Below are 15,892 nucleotides of genomic sequence, written 5' to 3' on the forward strand. Positions count from 1 at the left end.
GCGGGGCCCATCGGGTGGGGTGGGTCAGACGTCGGCGATGGCCGCGAGGGGTGGGGTTCGGGCGGCTCGGATGCCGGGCCAGAGGGCGGCCAGGACTCCGATGACGCCGGAGGCCACGAGCATCAGCACCACCTGGGTCCAGGGGATGTCGATGGTGGCCAGGCCCAGGTCGCGGAGGGTGCGCAGGAAGCCCAGGCCGAGGCCGAGGCCCAGGACCACACCGACCACGCCGCCGAAGATGGCGATGAGCATGGATTCGAGGTAGATGGTGCGGCGCACCTGGGGGCGCTGCATGCCTACCGCACGGAGCATGCCGATCTCGCGGCGGCGCTCCACCACCGAGAGCGCGAGGGTGTTGACGATGCCGAGGATGGCGATCACCACCGCGAGCGCGAGCAGGCCGTAGAGGATGGCGAGCATGGTGTTGATCTGCTGGCCCTGCGCGCCCTTGAAGTCCTCACGGTCCTGCACCTGCACGACCACGAACGGCTCCATGGCCTTCTCCATGTCCGTGCGCATGACCTTCAGGTCGGCGCCGGGCTGCGCGGTGGTCAGCACGATGATGTTGGTGCGGTAGCTGACCGGCATCACCTGGTCGTACAGGGCCATCGGCGCGACCATGGGGCCGAGCAGCTGGGTGTCCTTGTAGACGCCCTCGACGGTGACCGTGTACTTCTTCTTGTCCAGGCTGGTCACCTCGACGTTCTGCCCGACCCGCCAATTCTGTTCCGACGCGGTCTTTTCCGACACCATGATGCCGGTGTCGCCGAGCTTGTCGGTGCCCGCGGTGATGTCGTAGCCGAGCACGTGATCGAGCGGACCCTCCGGCACGGTCCCGATGAGCTGATCGTCGCCGACCTTCACCGCGACCGCGTGGAACTGCACCACGTCCTTGATGTTCGGCACCTGCTGGGCCGCCGCACCGGCCGCCAGCGGCACACCGATGATGCTTCCCGGCGGACCGGCCAGCATGTAGTCGGCCTTGACGCCCTTGTCCATCACCGAATCGATGCTGGCCTTGGCGGACGCGCCGAGCATGCTGATCGCCGCCACCAGCATCACGCCCAGCGTCAGCGCGAACGCGGTCGCGGCGGTGCGGCGGGGATTGCGACGGGCATTGTTGAGCGACATCTGCCCGACCGGACCGAACGGCCGCACCAGGATTCCGAGCGCGCCGATGATCGGCCGCGACAGCGCCGGGGAGGCCAGCAGCACCGCGAGAATCAGTGCCAGCGCACCGATTCCGACGGTCTTGGCCGCATCGCCACCGGTGTGCTGCGCACCCAGGATCACCAGCACCACACCCACGACGGCCAGCGCCACACCGGTGGCGGGCCGCAACAGCTTGGAGGAGAGCACGCTCTGCACTCCGTCACCGCCCAACCCGATCGCCCGCAGCCCGCCGATCAGGCCGTTGCCGACCGAGCCGAGCCGCCGCGGCCCCTCGCCCGATCCGGTCTCCTCGCGCATGGCTTCCACCGGAGGGATGGTCGCGGCCCGGCGCGCGGGTGCGTAGGCGCTCACCACCGTCACCAGCACGCCGACGCCGAGGGCCACCAGCACGGTGCGCGGCTCGAGCGACATGGTGCCGGTCGGCAGGCCGACATTGAACGCGTTGAGCGCACCCGAGAGCCCGAAGGCCAGTCCGACGCCCGCCGCCAATCCGAGTGCGCTGCCGAGGATTCCGATGACGAACGCCTCGGACACCACCAGCCCGCCGACCTGCTGCCTGCTCGCGCCGACCGCGCGCAGCAGCGCCAACTCCCGAAGTCGTTGCGCCACCAGCATGCTGAAGGTGTTGTAGATGATGAAGGTGCCGACGATGACCGCGATCGCGCCGAACGCGAGCAGGAAGTAGTTGATGAACTTGAGGTTGTCGCTCATCTCCTGCTTCAGATCGGCGCGGACCTGATCGCCGTTCTGCACCTTGTAGTCCGGCAGGGCCGTCGAGATCTGATCACGCAGCGTGTCGGCCTGCACACCGGATTTCGCGGCGATGTCGACGTACGCGACGTACTTGCCGTCGGTGAACAGATCCCGCGCCTGCGCGTCGTCGAACAGCAGATTGATGAAACCACCGGTGTTGGTGGTGCCCATGTCGTAGATGCCGCTGATGGTGACGTCGATATTGCCCTTGGCCGGGACCAGCACCTTGGTCTTGTCACCCAGATGCAGCCCCGCGTGATCGGCGCCGCCGGAGTTGATTGCCACCTGCCCGGTCTCGCTGGGCGCACTGCCCTGCACGAACTTGACCGGATCACCCACGGCCCGGTCCGGCGGCAGGTAGGAGGTGCCGAAGGTCGGCGCGCCACCGGTCTGCACGGCCTTGCCGTCCTTGAGCAGCACCACCGGGCCGGTCACGCTCGGCGCGACGGACCGCACCCCGTCCATGGCCGAGATCTTGACCACGTCGTCGTTCGGAATACCCAGGGACTGGCGCTCTTTCGGGCTGACCCGAACGTCCACCCCCTTGGCCTGATTGGCGAAGATTCCGTCGAAGGTCTTCTGCAGTGAGTCGGTGAACACGAAAGACCCTGCGATGAAGGCGGTTCCGAGCACCACCGAGAGCAGGGTGAGCGCCAGTCGCACCTTGTGCGCGGCGAGGTTGCGCAAGGCGACCTTGCGCATCGGACTTCCGGACATCAGCGGGTCTCCAGCGACTTCATCTTGTCGAGCACGGAATCTGCTGTGGGCGAACGCAATTCGTCCACGATGTGTCCGTCGGCGAGGAACACCACCCGGTCCGCGTAGGAGGCGGCTCTGGGATCGTGGGTGACGATCACGACGGTCTGACCGAATTCGTCGACCGCGGCACGCAGGATGGAGAGCACCTCGCCGGAGGAATGCGAGTCCAGATTGCCGGTCGGCTCGTCCCCGAAGATGATCTCCGGCTTGCCGACCAGGGCGCGGGCGCACGCCACGCGCTGCTGCTGACCGCCGGACAGTTCGCTGGGACGGTGGGTGAGCCGGTCACCCAGACCGAGCCGCTTGACGACGGTGGAGAGCCATTCCTCATCGGGCTTGCGACCCGCGATATCGAGCGGGAGCGTGATGTTCTCGAGCGCGGTCAGGGTGGGGACGAGATTGAAGGCCTGGAACACGAAGCCGATGCGGTCACGCCGCAACTGGGTCATCTGCTTGTCCGAGAGCTGGGTCAGATCGGTGTCGCCGATGTGGACCGCCCCGCCGGTGGCGGCGTCCAGACCCGCCAGGCAGTGCATGAGGGTGGACTTGCCCGAGCCCGAGGGGCCCATGATGGCGGTGAACTCACCCTTCGCGAACTCGGCTGTCACCCCGTCCAGGGCGCGGACCTGCGTATCGCCCGCTCCGTAGAGCTTGACTAGCGCGGTCGCACTGGCGGCGACCGTGGCCGTGCCCTGGTCCAGGGTGGCGGAATCCGAGACGTTCGAAGTCATGGTGTCCAGTGTGTAGAGGTTGGCGTCCGTTCGCCATCCGGAATCACCCCGATGCGCGCACCCTCATAGAGTCCACACAAAGGCTGACCTCGGGATCAGTCCGAATCGGTCCGGCGCCAGCCCATGAAACCGACGGGTCTTTCAGTGCACCGGCCCAGTCACGTACTGCGGCCTCGCATTCGCACTGCTCTCGGTGGGCTCCGGCGTCGCGGTCGGCGCGTAGGTCTCCTCCTCGGTGGGCGGCGCGTACTCCTGCACCGTGGTCTCCACCGGAAACTCCGGAGTGGTCCCCACCGACGGTCCGGTTCCGCCCGACCGATCGAGATAGGCGATGACGATTCCGGCGACCACCAGCAACGGTATCGCGATGATCACCAGCAGCCAGAGCAGACAACCCCGCAGCCGCGATTTGCGCTTCCGCCGCGGGGCGAACGCACGCGGACTGCTCTTGCGGGCCGCCGGAACCGCGACGCGACCCGGCGCCGACGACGCGTCCGGACGCGGTGCGGGTGCGCGCATCGGAGCGGCGGGCGCAACAGGCGCGGCGGGCGCCGGCTGCCGGACCGGTGCGCCGGTCCCGGATTGCCTTGGGGCCGAGGTGAATACCCCCGAGCGCGGCGGCCGGCCCGGGTTGCCGCCCGACTGTGCCGCATGTCCGGCACTGTTGCCCGAGTGCAGCGGCTGCCCCGGCGCGCTCGAGGCGAAGGGTTGCGCAGGTGCGGCTCCGGTGTACTGCGCGGTCCCGCCGCGCACCGGCGTCGCCGGCCGCGCGTCGCCGAATCCCGGTGCGCCGGGGCCGGTTCCATTGCCCTGACCGGCCTTGCCGATCTGCCCCGATCCACCGACCGGAGCGCCTGAGAATCGTGGCGCCGCAGTCCCCGGCGGATACCGATACCCCGGCGGCGGCCCGGCGGGAGCGGTCAGTGCCTGCTGCGCCGCCGTCGCGAACTCGGTGCACGAATCGAACCGCGCCCCAGGATGTTTGGCCAGCGCCCGCGCCATCACCGCGTCCAGCGCGGGCGGCAGCCCCGCCCGCAGCGAGCTCACCGGCGGCGGCGGAGTGTTCAGATGCCCCTGCATCACCGCGATCGGATGCTCGGCGGTGAAAGGCACTGTGCCGGTGAGCAATCGGAACAGCGTGCAGGCCAGTGAATACTGATCGCAGCGATGATCGAGCTGATGCCCCGCGAGCTGTTCCGGGGCCGCGTACGCGAGGGTGGCGGTGAAGGAACCGGTCTGGGTGAGCTTGGTGGACTCCTCGCGAATGCGGGCGATGCCGAAGTCCGCCAAGAAGACCCGCTCCTCGCCTTCGGCGCGCTCGATCAGGATGTTGGCGGGCTTCACATCCCGGTGCAGGATGCCCTTGCGATGCGCGTAGTCCAGCGCCCGCCCGGTCTCGGCGATGATGTGGATCGCCTGCCGCGGTTCCAGGCTCGCCGCCTCGAGTCCGGCCGCGTCGCCGCCGTCGATCCAGCGCATGGCGATCCAGAGCCGGTCGTCGTCGAAACCGCGGTCGAACACCGGCACGATATTGGGATGATCCAGCCGGGCGACGACATCGCCCTCCCGCTCGAAGCGCTTGCGCACCTCGATATCGCCGAACAGCTCGCGGTTCAGCAATTTCAACGCGATCAACCGCGGCAGGCGTGGGTGTTTGGCCAGGTAGACCGATCCCATGCCGCCGCGGCCGAGTTCGCGTTCGATCAGGTAGCCCGCGAAGTCGTCTCCGCTGCGCAGCAAGCCGTCCCCTTCATCCGATTCCTGAAGCCGGACCCTAACCGCCTACCGGGTCGAATGCCATAACGTCAGTTCAGAGGTGCCGAACGCCACCAGGTCAGGACCTCGTCCAGACTGCCGACCACGCCGTCGGTGTACATCAGGTACTGGGTCCGCTTCGAGTCGCCGGTGAACGCGGTCACCATACGCGGGCGGCTGCTGTCGCTGAACTGGTAGTTGCTGTAGGTCTTTCCGCCGTTGGAGTCCTGCGACTTCTTGTCCGGCTTCAGTCCGCTCAGCACCGACTGCAGTTCGGCCGAGGAGGAGTACGCGTAGATCCGGTAGAACGGATCCGCGTTGTTGCCGCCGCCGAAGCAACGCCACTGCACCGCCCAGTCCCCGAAATCGGGCTCGCCCTCGGACTTGTCCGGCGGGCTGCTGGTGTCGGCCAGCCAGCAGGTCGCACCGTTGTAGCCGGTGTCGCCGGTCTTGGAGGCCGGGACCAGGCGCGGGAACTCCTTGCTCACGCTGGACCAGTCGACCGCTTTGTCCTGACCGGACGCGGCCGAGCTCGGCGCGGTGCTGCTCGCGGTCGTCGTGCCCGCGGTGTCACTACCGGAATCGCTCATGCCCACCAGGACCACGGCGCCCACGATGAACAGCAGCAGCACACCGAGGATCGACCCCACGATGAGACCGGTGTTGGACTTCTTGGGCGGCATCGGCGGCCGCTGGCCACCCGGGCCGCCGGGACCGCCGGGACCGCCGGGCGGCAGCTGCCCGCCCGAATTGTTGTAGGCGTACGCCGGCGGCTGCGTGTAATTCGGCTGCTGCCCGCTGAACTGACTCGGCTGCTGCGCGGTGTACTGGTTCGTCGGCCGCTGCCCGGTGAAATTGTTCGTCACCGGCTGCGGAGGCGGGGTCGCGGAATTGGCGGTCTGATACGCCTGCGGCGGCGCGGTGTACGCACGCGCACCCGAGACCTGCGCCGGTCCGCCGGTCATCTGCCCGGTGACCGGATTCTGCCCGCCGGTGTACTGGCCCATCACCGGCGTGGGCGGCGCGGTGCGCTGACCCACCAGCGGCATGGCCGGCGCGCTCGGCGAGGTGAGCGAGCGACGGGCGGCGGCCACGAAGTCGCTGCAGCTGGCGAAGCGATCCTCGGGCCGCTTGGCCATCGCGGTGGCGAGCACCTGGTCCAAGCCGGGAGGCAGCCCGGCCCGCGAGTTGCTCAGCGGCGGCGGCGGATTCTGCAGGTGGCCCTGGATGACGGCCGCCGGATTGGTGGCCTGGAACGGGCCGACCCCGGTCAGCAGCCAGAACAGGGTGCACGCCAGCGAGTACTGGTCCGAGCGTCCGTCCAGCGCGGAGCCGGTCAGCTGCTCGGGTGAGGCGTAGGCCAGGGTCGCGGTGAAGGTGCCGGTCTGGGTCAGGTGCTGACTCTCGTCGCGCAGGCGCGCGATGCCGAAGTCGGTGAGGTAGACGCGCTCGCCCTTGCCGCCGGTGGACCGGGCCAGCAGGATATTGGCGGGCTTGACGTCGCGGTGCAACACCTCGTTGCGGTGCGCGTAGTCCAGGGCGTCGCCGATCTCCGAGACGATCTGCACGGCGCGCTCGGGCGGCAGCGTCTGCGGATTCACGCTCGCGGCATCGACACCGTCGATGTACTGCATGGAGATCCAGAGCTGGCCGTCTTCGAGGCCGCGGTCGTAGACGGTGACGATATTGTGGTGATCGAGCTGGGCGACCAGGTCGGCCTCACGTTCGAAACGCGCGCGGACCTCCTTGTCGAACACCATTTCCCGGTTCAGGAGCTTGATGGCGGTCATCCGGGGCAGGCGTGGGTGTTTGGCCAGATATACCGACCCCATGCCACCGCGGCCGAGCTGTCGCTCGATGACATAGCCGGCGAAAATATCACCGTTGGACAGCATGACTGGCTCCCACTTCCCACATCGCACGCCGGGACCCACCAGCGTGCGGCATACCGCGATCGATCGGCGTGAAAATGCTCGGGCCGATCCGGAAAACACCGAAACCATAGCAGCAGCGCGTTGCCGCGGCGCCGTCGTCGGATGCCTCGTCTAAGAGACGGGCGTCGTTGGCGAGCAAGTCGATTCACCTCCCTGGTCCGGGTCCGGACATCGGATTTCCTACGGACATATCTCCGCAGATCACCCTTGCGCAACACTGAAGGTTTCCTTGCATCCCCGCATGAGGTGCTCGCCTTGTCGGTCACCGGCGATACGCTGGGCCTCATGCGCATAGGAGCCCACGTCCGGACGGACGGCGACCCGATCGGTTTCGGTGAGAAGCTCGGTGCCGATGTCCTACAGATGTTCGTGACCGATCCGCAGAGTTGGGACAAACCCACCCCGCATCCGTTCACCGAGGAGATCAAAGCCAGCCCGATCGACGTGGTCGTGCACTCCTCCTATCAGATCAATGTGGCGAGTCTGAACAACCGGCTGCGCATGCCCTCGCGCAACGCGGTGGCGCTTCAGGCGAAGGCCGCGGCCGAACTGGGAGCGTTCGGACTGGTGGTGCACGGCGGGCACGTGCGCGCGGACGGTGAGATGGTCGAGGGAATCCTCAACTGGCGCAAGCTTTTCCAGCGCCAGGAGGAGAAGGGCGGTTTCGCCGTCCCGATCCTGATCGAGAACACCGCCGGCGGAAACCACGCGATGGCAAGGCATTTCGACGATATCGGTCGCCTGTGGGAGGCGGTCGGCGAGTTCGGCGCGGGCTTCTGCCTCGACACCTGCCACGCCTGGGCCGGCGGTGAGGAACTGCTCGGCATCGTGGACCGGATCAAATCCATCACCGGGCGCATCGATCTGGTGCACCTGAATTCCTCACGGGACGAGTTCGATTCCGGCGCGGATCGGCACGCGAATCTGTCCTCGGGCACCATCGATCCGCAGTTACTGGTGGAGGTGTGCAAGGCCACCGACGCCCCGATCATTCTCGAGACCCCGAGCGAAGGCGTCGCCGAGGACCTCGCGTACCTGCGGGAGCACGCCGGGTAACGGCTTTCGATCCAGCTGACCCTAAACCTGTTTCGCCCGACGCCCCGGTGGTGTTCTGGTCTCGGCTCGACCGGGCCGATTTCCCTCGGGCGAAAGGCTTTACATGTCCCCCCAAGGCACCCTCGCCGACAGCACAGTCCTCGACAGCACTGCCGCGAATTCCGCGGCCGCCGGCACCGCGACGCGCCCCTCCGGCGTCACCGTGGTCAAGCTCGGCAGCAAGATCGGTGCGCGGGTCGACGGGGTGCGTCTGGGCGGCGATCTGGACTCGGTCACCGTGCAGGCCATTCAGGACGCGCTGCACGAGCACAAGGTCATCTTCTTCCGCGGCCAGGAGCACCTGACCGAGGACGGCCAGTACGAGTTCGCACAGCTGCTGGGCGCACCCACCACCCCGCACCCGACCGTCACCTCCAAGGGCGTCAAGACCCTGCCGATCGATTCGGAGTTCGGCCGCGCCAACAGCTGGCACACCGACGTCACCTTCGTGGATCGCATTCCGAAGGCGTCCATCCTGCGCGCGGTGCACCTGCCGCCCTACGGCGGTTCCACCACCTGGGCCTCCACCGTCGCCGCCTACGACTCGCTGCCCGCGCCGCTCAAGGCCCTGGTGGAGAACCTGCGTGCGCGGCACACCAACGCCTACGACTACGCCACGGACCGCACCGAGACCGAGACCGGCGAGAACGAGGCTCTGACCGCCAATATCAAGGCGTACCGCGAGGAGTTCCAGTCCACCTACTACGAGACCGAGCACCCCGTGGTCCGCGTGCATCCGGTCACCGGTGAGCGCGCCCTGCTGCTCGGCCACTTCGTGAAGAGCTTCGTCGGCCTGACCCAGTCGGAATCGCAGGCGCTGTTCCAGCTGCTGCAGCACCGGGTCACCCGCCTGGAGAACACCACCCGCTGGAACTGGCAGCTCGGCGACGTCGCGATCTGGGACAACCGCGCCACCCAGCACTACGCCATCGACGACTACGACGGCCAGCCCCGCCGCCTCACCCGCATCACCCTCGCGGGCGACGTGCCGGTCGACATCCACGGTCAGGAGAGCGAGATCATCACCGGCAACGCCGAGCACTTCTCGATCGTCGAGAAGGTCGCGTAGTCCCGCCCCCTCCACCACTTCAGCACCCAGCCCGGTGCCGTAGACCGTCCCGCTCGCGTGGTGCGGTCAGGCGTGACTCCCCGTTTCGGGGGCGCCATCGGAGTTACCCCGATCCCGCGAAATCAGTTGTCGCGCTGGGATCGGACCGAAGAACGCGGCCCGGTCGCGATGCTCTTGCGCGCATCGCGATCGGGCGCGAGCCGGTGCGACGGCACCCTCACTCTCAGCCGTCGCACCGGCATTTTCGTTGCCGGACCATGTACTGAACCCGGTTGTCGCGATGCACAGACCGGGACCATGCCGGTGTTCGCACCCCGGCGGGCCCGGCCGCCCTCACGTGCACCCCGGTTTTGTCGCGCACCCCCGGCTTTGCCGGTGCGTGCACCGCAGACCTGCCACCGCCTGCGACATCCCTGCCCCACGCACCTGGACCATGTCGTCGCTTCGTTCGCGCATCCGCGCTTCGTGCGTTCACGCACTGATCTTTGTCGGCGTCCGTCCGCACGCGTCCCGGTCGGTCGGTGTGCACACCTCGGGCCCGCGCACCCCGGCTTTGCTGGTGCGTGCACCGCGCTCGGGTGCGGGCGGGCAGAATCGTGGTCGTGACCAATGCGATTCGGCCGCTCGACGGGGTGCGGGTTCTGGAGTTGGGGAACTATGTGGCGGCGCCGACCGCCGGGCGCATACTCGGCGACTTCGGTGCCGAGGTGATCAAGGTGGAGCGGCCGAAAACCGGGGACGAGCTGCGGAATTGGCGGCTGTACGGCGGCGACACCTCCATGCTGTACCGGACCGTGAACCGGAACAAGAAGTCGATCGTGCTGGACCTGCGAACCGAGGCCGGCCGGGCCGTCGTGCTGGATCTCCTCACCCACTGCGATGTGCTGCTGGAGAACTTCCGGCCCGGAATGCTGGAGAAGTGGGGGCTCGGGCCGGAGCAGTTGAACGCGGCCAATCCCGATCTGGTGATCACCCGGATCTCCGCGTACGGCCAGACCGGCCCGCTCTCGCAGCGGCCGGGATTCGCCGCGGTGGCCGAGGCGGTGGGCGGGCTGCGCGAACTGGTCGGCGATCCGGATCGGCCCCCGGTACGGGTCGGAGTGTCCATCGGCGATTCGATCGCCGGAATCTATGCCGCGTTCGGCACGGTCATGGCGCTGTTCCAGCGCGAACGGGCGAATGAACGAGTCCCCTTGAACCACCGCATCATCGACGTCGCGTTGAACGAGTCGATTCTGTCGGTGATGGAATCGCTGGTTCCGGACTATCTCGCCTACGGCATCAATCGCGAACGCGTCGGCGGGCGAATGGAGGGCATCGCCCCCTCCAATGCCTATCCCTGTAGCGACGGATACAGCATCATCATCGGCGGTAACGGCGATGCCATCTTCCAGCGCTACATGCAGGTGATCGAAAGGCCGGATCTGGCCGCCGATCCGGAACTGCGGGACAATGCCGGGCGCTGGCGCAATCGCGATCGACTCGATGCGGATATCGCCACGTGGACCCGCACCCACACCCGCGACGACGCGCTGCGAATCCTCGAGGCCGCCGCCATTCCGTGCGGGCCGATCTACACCGCCGCCGATATCGTCACCGACGAGCAATACCGGGCGCGCAATATGATTCAGCCCTTCCGAGTGGATGTGGGCGAACCCGAGCCGAAGGAAGTCGGATTCACCGGCATCGTCCCGGTGATCGGCGGACAGTCGCTGCCCATTCGCAACGTCGGCCCGGATCTGGGCGAGCACACCCGCGAGGTGCTCGGCGGTCTGCTCGGCCTGTCCGACAGTGAGATCGACGCCCTGGAGGCTTCCTGATGGCACTGCTGCGAGATGTGACGCTGCGGGACGGTTTGCAACTCACCGGCAAGGTGCTGCCCACCGCGCGCAAGGTCGAGATCGTGCGCGAGCTCTTCGCACTGGGCGTGCCGGAGCTGGAGATCGGGTCCATGGCACGGCCGGATCTGGTTCCGCCCATGGCCAATACCCTCGAACTGGTCGCCGCGCTCACGCCCGAGGAGCTGTCCCGCAGCTGGGTGTGGGTCGCCACGCCCCGGCACGTGGAGAAGGCCGCGGCGGCGGGGGTGCGCAATTTCCAGTACTGCTTCTCGGTCTCGGACGCGCACAACCGGGCGAACATCGGCCGCACCACCGAGGACAGCCTGGCCGCCATGCCGGATGCCGTGCGCTTCGCGCGGGAGGCGGGCGGGCGCATTCAACTGTGTCTGGCAACGGCTTTCACCTGCCCGTTCGACGGTCCGGTGGATCCGCAGCGGGTACTGGGGATCGCTCGCGACGCGCGCGCGGAGGGTTCGGCGGACATCGTCATCGCGGACACCCTGGGCCAGGCGCATCCGTCGCAGGTGTCGGCGCTGGTCGGCGCGGTCGCGGCGACCGGACTCTGGGGCACCCCGGAGCATCGAATCGTGTTCCACGGCCACGACACCTGGGGTATGGGTGTGGCCAATTCGCTGGCCGCCATCGCCGCGGGCGCGGGCGTGGTGGACGGTTCACTGGGCGGACTCGGCGGCTGCCCGTTCGCGCCGGGAGCCTCGGGCAACACCTCCAGCGAGGATCTGCTGTTCGCGACCCGGCCGCAGTGGTTCACGCCCGATACGCTCGCGGCCATGGTGCCGATCTCCGAGCGGCTGCTCGCCGAACTGGGTGAGCCGAACCGTTCCCGCACCGCCGAGGGCAGCCGATCCAAGGCCGAGGCCTTCGAATGGGTACTGCGCGACTAGGACACAGCCTCCGTGCATTCGGGTCCCAGCGCGTCAAGGTTCAAGCGCGTCAAGGTCCCAGCGCAATCGGTATTCGCTATTCGATAGCTCGAATGGCGAATACCACCACCGAAATCGGCAGCGGGGAATTGCGGAGGCTAAAGCCGGTCCGCGGCGTCGGCGCGCAACTTCAGCAGGACGAGGCCCGCGGTGCACGCGAGAATCAGTCCGGCGACGGTGATTTCGACGTGTAGTTCGGCGATTCCGAGAGTGGCGCCGACGACTCCGCCGAGAAAGATCAGCCAGGCGACCGACCTGGTCAGCGTTGCCGACAACCGCGACGGACGTTCGGCCGCAGGCCCTCCGGGTTGCGCGGTGGCGCGCAGCGGAGACGTCGAGAATGCACCCATCATCTACTCCTCGATGACGCCCACCGGGGCGCCGATCCACTCAGCGCGCCTCTCGGCAAATTTCAGGCGTATCACGTGTAACTTTGGACACACATTACGGCTCTGCAACGAAAAGTCCATACGACACGTGCGCACAACACGCGGACTTTACTGATTCGATATCTGAATCATCGCTGTTTGAAATGTTTCCGTGCCCGCCGTATCCCCCTGTGCCGTGCCCGTTTTCGAACCGACCACCCGCCTGGCTACGGACCGCCTCCTCCGTTAGGGTGAGCCCACTCGACACGAATCAGGAGTGCCCAATGGACGGCAGCAACGCCGGCGCGGCCGAGCGCGACGCCCCACTGCGCCACCGCCTGCCCACCCCCGTGGCCGGTGCGGCCGCGGCGGTCGGCGCGGTGTCGCTGGGCCTGATACTCCTGGGCGCCTGCGGGCTCGGCGGGCAGGACACCTACGTCGCGCCGCCGCCCATGAACGCGGATCTGCAGGCCGCGCCCGAGACCACGCAGTCCGGCACCACCACTCCCGGCATCATCATTCCCCCCTCGCCGACCTGGCGGGTGGCGGTCGATCAGCCGCCCCGGCGCACGCCCATCACCGGGGTGAGCACCTCCCCCGACGATCCGGACGCGAGCTCCACCACCTCGCGGGTGTCGAGCACCCGGCCGTCCCACACCACCACGAGCCGGACCACCACCGCCGAAACCACCCGCACCACAACCGAACCCGCGCCGACCACCACCGAGTCGGTCCCCACCACCGTGGCCCCGACGACCGGCCGGCCCGCCGCCGCCCTCGAGGACGACGACGAGTAGACCCGGACTACCAGTCCCCGTCCTCGACCGGTTTCCCCTTCTCGCCCAGCGGAATCACCTGCCCCGGCGTCGGCTCGTGCCACGGATCGTGATCGTCGCCGAGCCACTCGCCGACCGGACTCACCCCGGTGAGCACCTCGACCGGATCCAGATCCAGCGCATCGGCGTCGAAGTACTCGAACCAGGGCAGGCCCGCGGCGGTGTACGCGCGCCGATTCACCGGTGAGGCCGGCGGCTCCTCGCCGGTGATGTGCCGCCAGTCCGGCGGAGTCACCAGGTGGACGAACACCCGCCCGGACGGCGTTCCCGCCCAATCGCGCATCGGGCGATCGTCCTCGAAGATCTCCTGCCGCATGGTTCCACCGACGCCCAGGCCCATCGCCTTGGCTTTGCGTCCGCGCGAACTGCCGGTCGGAGCGGCTCCCGGCGCCGATCCCGGAATCGGGTGCGAGCCGGTGCGTTCCACGGCCGACATCGCGGTGCTCTCGTACGCCGGCCCGGACGGCGGCAGCGGTGCGCCGTAGGCCGGTGGCGCCGGGGGCGGCACGGCGCCGACCTGCGTGGGCAGGTCCGCGGGCGAACCGAAGCCGCTCGATCCCGGCCCCCCGGCCAGCTCGGATTGAATACCGTATCCGCCGTAGTGCTGGGTGCGCAGCTGCTCCATCGCCTGCTGCTCACGCCACAGTTCCAGTGCCCGGGGCTCGAGCCCGAAGCTCTGCAGCTGCACCCCGCCCCACACCTCCTCGCCGGTGACCTGTCCTTCCACTGTGGCACCCAATCCCAGTGGCACCGAGACGAATTGCCTGATGGTGCCCTGCCCGGAGTTGATCCCGTCCAGCCACGGCTGACGCGGCAGCACCACATAGTTCTGCGGATCTCGCCCCAGTTCGGCGCTCCACGGCCGACCCGATACCGCGCACACCTTGCCGACCCCCACCTGCAAGGCGGCAGGTTCCTCCGCCGAGAACGAGAGCCACATCGCCTCCCGGACGTACATGGGCAGCATCACCCCGCCACGCCGCCGCCACTCCTCCGGCACCGAATCCGCGTAATCCGCCACTCGCCGAATCGGGAACTCTCCCAGTCCGGGGGGCAACGCGTGCGTCCCCTCCTCGGGCAACCGCAGGGTGCGAATGAACCGCACCCGCACCCCACCCGCCAACACCAACGCATTCCCATCCAGCCGTGCAGTCTCCTCCGCCATCCCCGCACTGTCCCACAACACATCTCACCCCGGCACCGATATTCACAACCCGGCGCAACCCCGCCATCGCGCCGCTCGCCGACCGGCGGCGGACCGCGCCGTCACATCCCCCGGTGAGGCATCATCCCCAGGTCGGGGCGTTGTCCACCGTACGAATCAGACTCTCCACCGTTTCCCATTCGTCCGGTCCCGGACGCGCCGGCGCACCCGGGATCGAACCGGGGACTCCGCCGCCGAGCACACCGCCAACGCACAGCTACGACGAAGAACACCCGCGCCCGCTCCGGGGACGGAACGGGCGCGGGTGGGATCGAACCGGGACTCCGACGATCGAACGGCGGTCTAGAACTCGACGAGGGAGTAGTCGGCCACCCGATCGGTGAGGATGCGCAGATGCGTCAGGTCGTCGCCGTTGGTGCGGGCGATGGCGGTCAGGCGCGCCACATAGTGACTGACCGGATACTCGGTGGTGATGCCGATGCCACCGTGCATCTGGATGGCCTCCTGGCCGATGTGCCGTCCCGAGCGACCGACCTGCAGCCGAGCCCGCGAGCCGATCACCGGATCGGTGACCTCGTCCGCCAGTGCGGAATTGGCGTAGTAGCTCATGCTGCGCGCCAGCTCCAGCGAGACGTACATGTTGGCGGCCCGCTGGCTCAGGGTCTGGAACTTGGACAGCGTGACGCCGAACTGCTTGCGGGTCTTGAGGTATTCGGTGGTGAGGCGAAGAGCCTCCTCCATCGCACCCACCGACTCCGCGCACAGGCTCGCCTGCGTCTGCGCGGTGGCCGCCTCGAGTGCCGCGTGGGCGTCGCCGCCGGACAGCAGTTCGGCGGGAGCGGAGACGAATTCGACCTGTGCGCCCCGGCGGCCGTCGAAGGTGCGGAACGGGGTCCGGGTCACCCCGGCGGCATCGGCGGCGACGAGAAACAGGCCGAGGCTGCCGTCCGGGAGGGTGGCGCTGACCACGAACTCGTCGGCGCAATCACCGTGCGGGACCGGGTTCTTGACGCCGGTGAGGGTGTGAGCGTCCCCCTGCGCCGTGGCCGTGGTGCCGAGTTCGGCTGCGGGCCAGCGGGTTCCGGGCTCGGCGTGAGCGAAGGCGAGCAGCTTCGTGCCGCCGGTCACCTCGCTCAGCACCCGCACCCGCTGTTCGGCGGTACCGGCCCGGGCGACCAGGACGCCGGGGACCAGGACCGCGTCGAGGATGGGTTCGGGCGCGAGACGGCGACCGACCTCCTCCAGCACGACCATGGTCTCCACGGGTCCGGCCCCGACGCCGCCGTCCTCCTCGTCGAAGGCCAGACCCAGCACGCCGAGTTCGGCGAGCTGGTTCCAGACGTCGCGACTCCAGCCGAGTTCGGTGTCGGTGACCTTCAGCCGGGTCTCCGGGTCGTAGGCACGGCCGAGCAGATCCCGGACCGTGTCACGCAACATGACCTGTTCATCGGTGAGATCGAAATCCATGGCGG

12 protein-coding genes are annotated in these 15,892 nt (G+C 68.3%); 5 read left to right on the forward strand and 7 right to left on the reverse strand.

Annotation, left to right across the window (positions count from 1 at the left end; genetic code table 11):
* Positions 1-24: 24 nt before the first annotated feature.
* The 4 genes from NJ1_RS05180 to NJ1_RS05195 form a co-directional block, all read right to left on the reverse strand.
* Positions 25-2,643, reverse strand: a complete 2,619-nt coding sequence (locus tag NJ1_RS05180) for an ABC transporter permease (RefSeq protein WP_067688043.1) — start codon at positions 2,641-2,643, stop codon at positions 25-27.
* Positions 2,643-3,416: an ABC transporter ATP-binding protein gene (locus NJ1_RS05185; protein WP_067688046.1), complete on the reverse strand. Its 774-nt coding sequence runs from the start codon at positions 3,414-3,416 to the stop codon at positions 2,643-2,645. The genes NJ1_RS05180 and NJ1_RS05185 overlap by 1 nt, the downstream gene beginning before the upstream one ends.
* 141 nt (positions 3,417-3,557) lie before the next feature.
* A complete protein-coding gene (locus NJ1_RS40120) occupies positions 3,558-5,156 on the reverse strand; it encodes a serine/threonine-protein kinase (protein ID WP_067688049.1) in 1,599 nt (532 codons plus the stop codon).
* 65 nt (positions 5,157-5,221) lie between these two features.
* The gene (locus tag NJ1_RS05195; protein ID WP_067688052.1) at positions 5,222-7,066 is read right to left on the reverse strand and encodes a serine/threonine protein kinase; all 1,845 of its coding nucleotides are present in this window, start codon (positions 7,064-7,066) and stop codon (positions 5,222-5,224) included.
* Positions 7,067-7,390: 324 nt separating this feature from the next.
* Between NJ1_RS05195 and NJ1_RS05200 the strand changes: the two genes are divergently transcribed.
* From NJ1_RS05200 to NJ1_RS05215, 4 genes are all read left to right on the forward strand, one after another.
* Positions 7,391-8,161, forward strand: coding sequence for a deoxyribonuclease IV (locus NJ1_RS05200; RefSeq protein ID WP_067688499.1), 771 nt, complete (start codon positions 7,391-7,393; stop codon positions 8,159-8,161).
* Positions 8,162-8,264: 103 nt separating this feature from the next.
* Positions 8,265-9,269 (forward strand): TauD/TfdA dioxygenase family protein, encoded by a 1,005-nt coding sequence (locus NJ1_RS05205; protein WP_084477763.1) that lies wholly within the window; start codon positions 8,265-8,267, stop codon positions 9,267-9,269.
* Between the two features lie 602 nt (positions 9,270-9,871).
* A complete protein-coding gene (locus NJ1_RS05210) occupies positions 9,872-11,089 on the forward strand; it encodes a CaiB/BaiF CoA transferase family protein (protein ID WP_245717225.1) in 1,218 nt (405 codons plus the stop codon).
* Positions 11,089-12,012: a hydroxymethylglutaryl-CoA lyase-like TIM-barrel protein gene (locus tag NJ1_RS05215; RefSeq protein ID WP_067688055.1), complete on the forward strand. Its 924-nt coding sequence runs from the start codon at positions 11,089-11,091 to the stop codon at positions 12,010-12,012. Before NJ1_RS05210 ends, NJ1_RS05215 begins: the two co-directional genes overlap by 1 nt.
* Positions 12,013-12,149: 137 nt before the next feature.
* Here NJ1_RS05215 and NJ1_RS05220 read toward each other — a convergent pair whose 3' ends face one another.
* Positions 12,150-12,401 (reverse strand): hypothetical protein, encoded by a 252-nt coding sequence (locus NJ1_RS05220; RefSeq protein ID WP_157573764.1) that lies wholly within the window; start codon positions 12,399-12,401, stop codon positions 12,150-12,152.
* A 302-nt stretch (positions 12,402-12,703) separates the two neighbouring features.
* Here NJ1_RS05220 and NJ1_RS05225 point away from each other — a divergent pair, with 302 nt between their 5' ends.
* Complete coding sequence (locus NJ1_RS05225) at positions 12,704-13,216, forward strand: hypothetical protein (protein ID WP_084477764.1); 513 nt, start codon at positions 12,704-12,706, stop codon at positions 13,214-13,216.
* A 7-nt stretch (positions 13,217-13,223) separates the two neighbouring features.
* Here the strand turns inward: NJ1_RS05225 and NJ1_RS05230 are convergent, their stop codons facing one another.
* Both NJ1_RS05230 and NJ1_RS05235 read right to left on the reverse strand, forming a co-directional pair.
* Positions 13,224-14,420, reverse strand: coding sequence for a hypothetical protein (locus tag NJ1_RS05230; RefSeq protein ID WP_067688061.1), 1,197 nt, complete (start codon positions 14,418-14,420; stop codon positions 13,224-13,226).
* Between the two features lie 342 nt (positions 14,421-14,762).
* Complete coding sequence (locus tag NJ1_RS05235) at positions 14,763-15,887, reverse strand: acyl-CoA dehydrogenase family protein (protein WP_067688064.1); 1,125 nt, start codon at positions 15,885-15,887, stop codon at positions 14,763-14,765.
* Positions 15,888-15,892: the final 5 nt, after the last annotated feature.

Origin of the sequence: Nocardia jejuensis NBRC 103114 (assembly GCF_001613145.1) — a bacterium.
GTDB lineage: Bacteria > Actinomycetota > Actinomycetes > Mycobacteriales > Mycobacteriaceae > Nocardia > Nocardia jejuensis.

What these genes read in the sequence shown, in the direction of transcription:
- NJ1_RS05220 (WP_157573764.1), bottom strand. Translation starts at nt 12,401, where the DNA reads ATGGGTGCATTCTCGACGTCTCCGCTGCGCGCCACCGCGCAACCCGGA.
- NJ1_RS05200 (WP_067688499.1), top strand. Translation starts at nt 7,391, where the DNA reads ATGCGCATAGGAGCCCACGTCCGGACGGACGGCGACCCGATCGGTTTC.
- NJ1_RS05185 (WP_067688046.1), bottom strand. Translation starts at nt 3,416, where the DNA reads ATGACTTCGAACGTCTCGGATTCCGCCACCCTGGACCAGGGCACGGCC.
- NJ1_RS05225 (WP_084477764.1), top strand. Translation starts at nt 12,704, where the DNA reads ATGGACGGCAGCAACGCCGGCGCGGCCGAGCGCGACGCCCCACTGCGC.
- NJ1_RS05180 (WP_067688043.1), bottom strand. Translation starts at nt 2,643, where the DNA reads ATGTCCGGAAGTCCGATGCGCAAGGTCGCCTTGCGCAACCTCGCCGCG.
- NJ1_RS05195 (WP_067688052.1), bottom strand. Translation starts at nt 7,066, where the DNA reads ATGCTGTCCAACGGTGATATTTTCGCCGGCTATGTCATCGAGCGACAG.
- NJ1_RS05215 (WP_067688055.1), top strand. Translation starts at nt 11,089, where the DNA reads ATGGCACTGCTGCGAGATGTGACGCTGCGGGACGGTTTGCAACTCACC.
- NJ1_RS05235 (WP_067688064.1), bottom strand. Translation starts at nt 15,887, where the DNA reads ATGGATTTCGATCTCACCGATGAACAGGTCATGTTGCGTGACACGGTC.
- NJ1_RS05205 (WP_084477763.1), top strand. Translation starts at nt 8,265, where the DNA reads ATGTCCCCCCAAGGCACCCTCGCCGACAGCACAGTCCTCGACAGCACT.
- NJ1_RS05230 (WP_067688061.1), bottom strand. Translation starts at nt 14,420, where the DNA reads ATGGCGGAGGAGACTGCACGGCTGGATGGGAATGCGTTGGTGTTGGCG.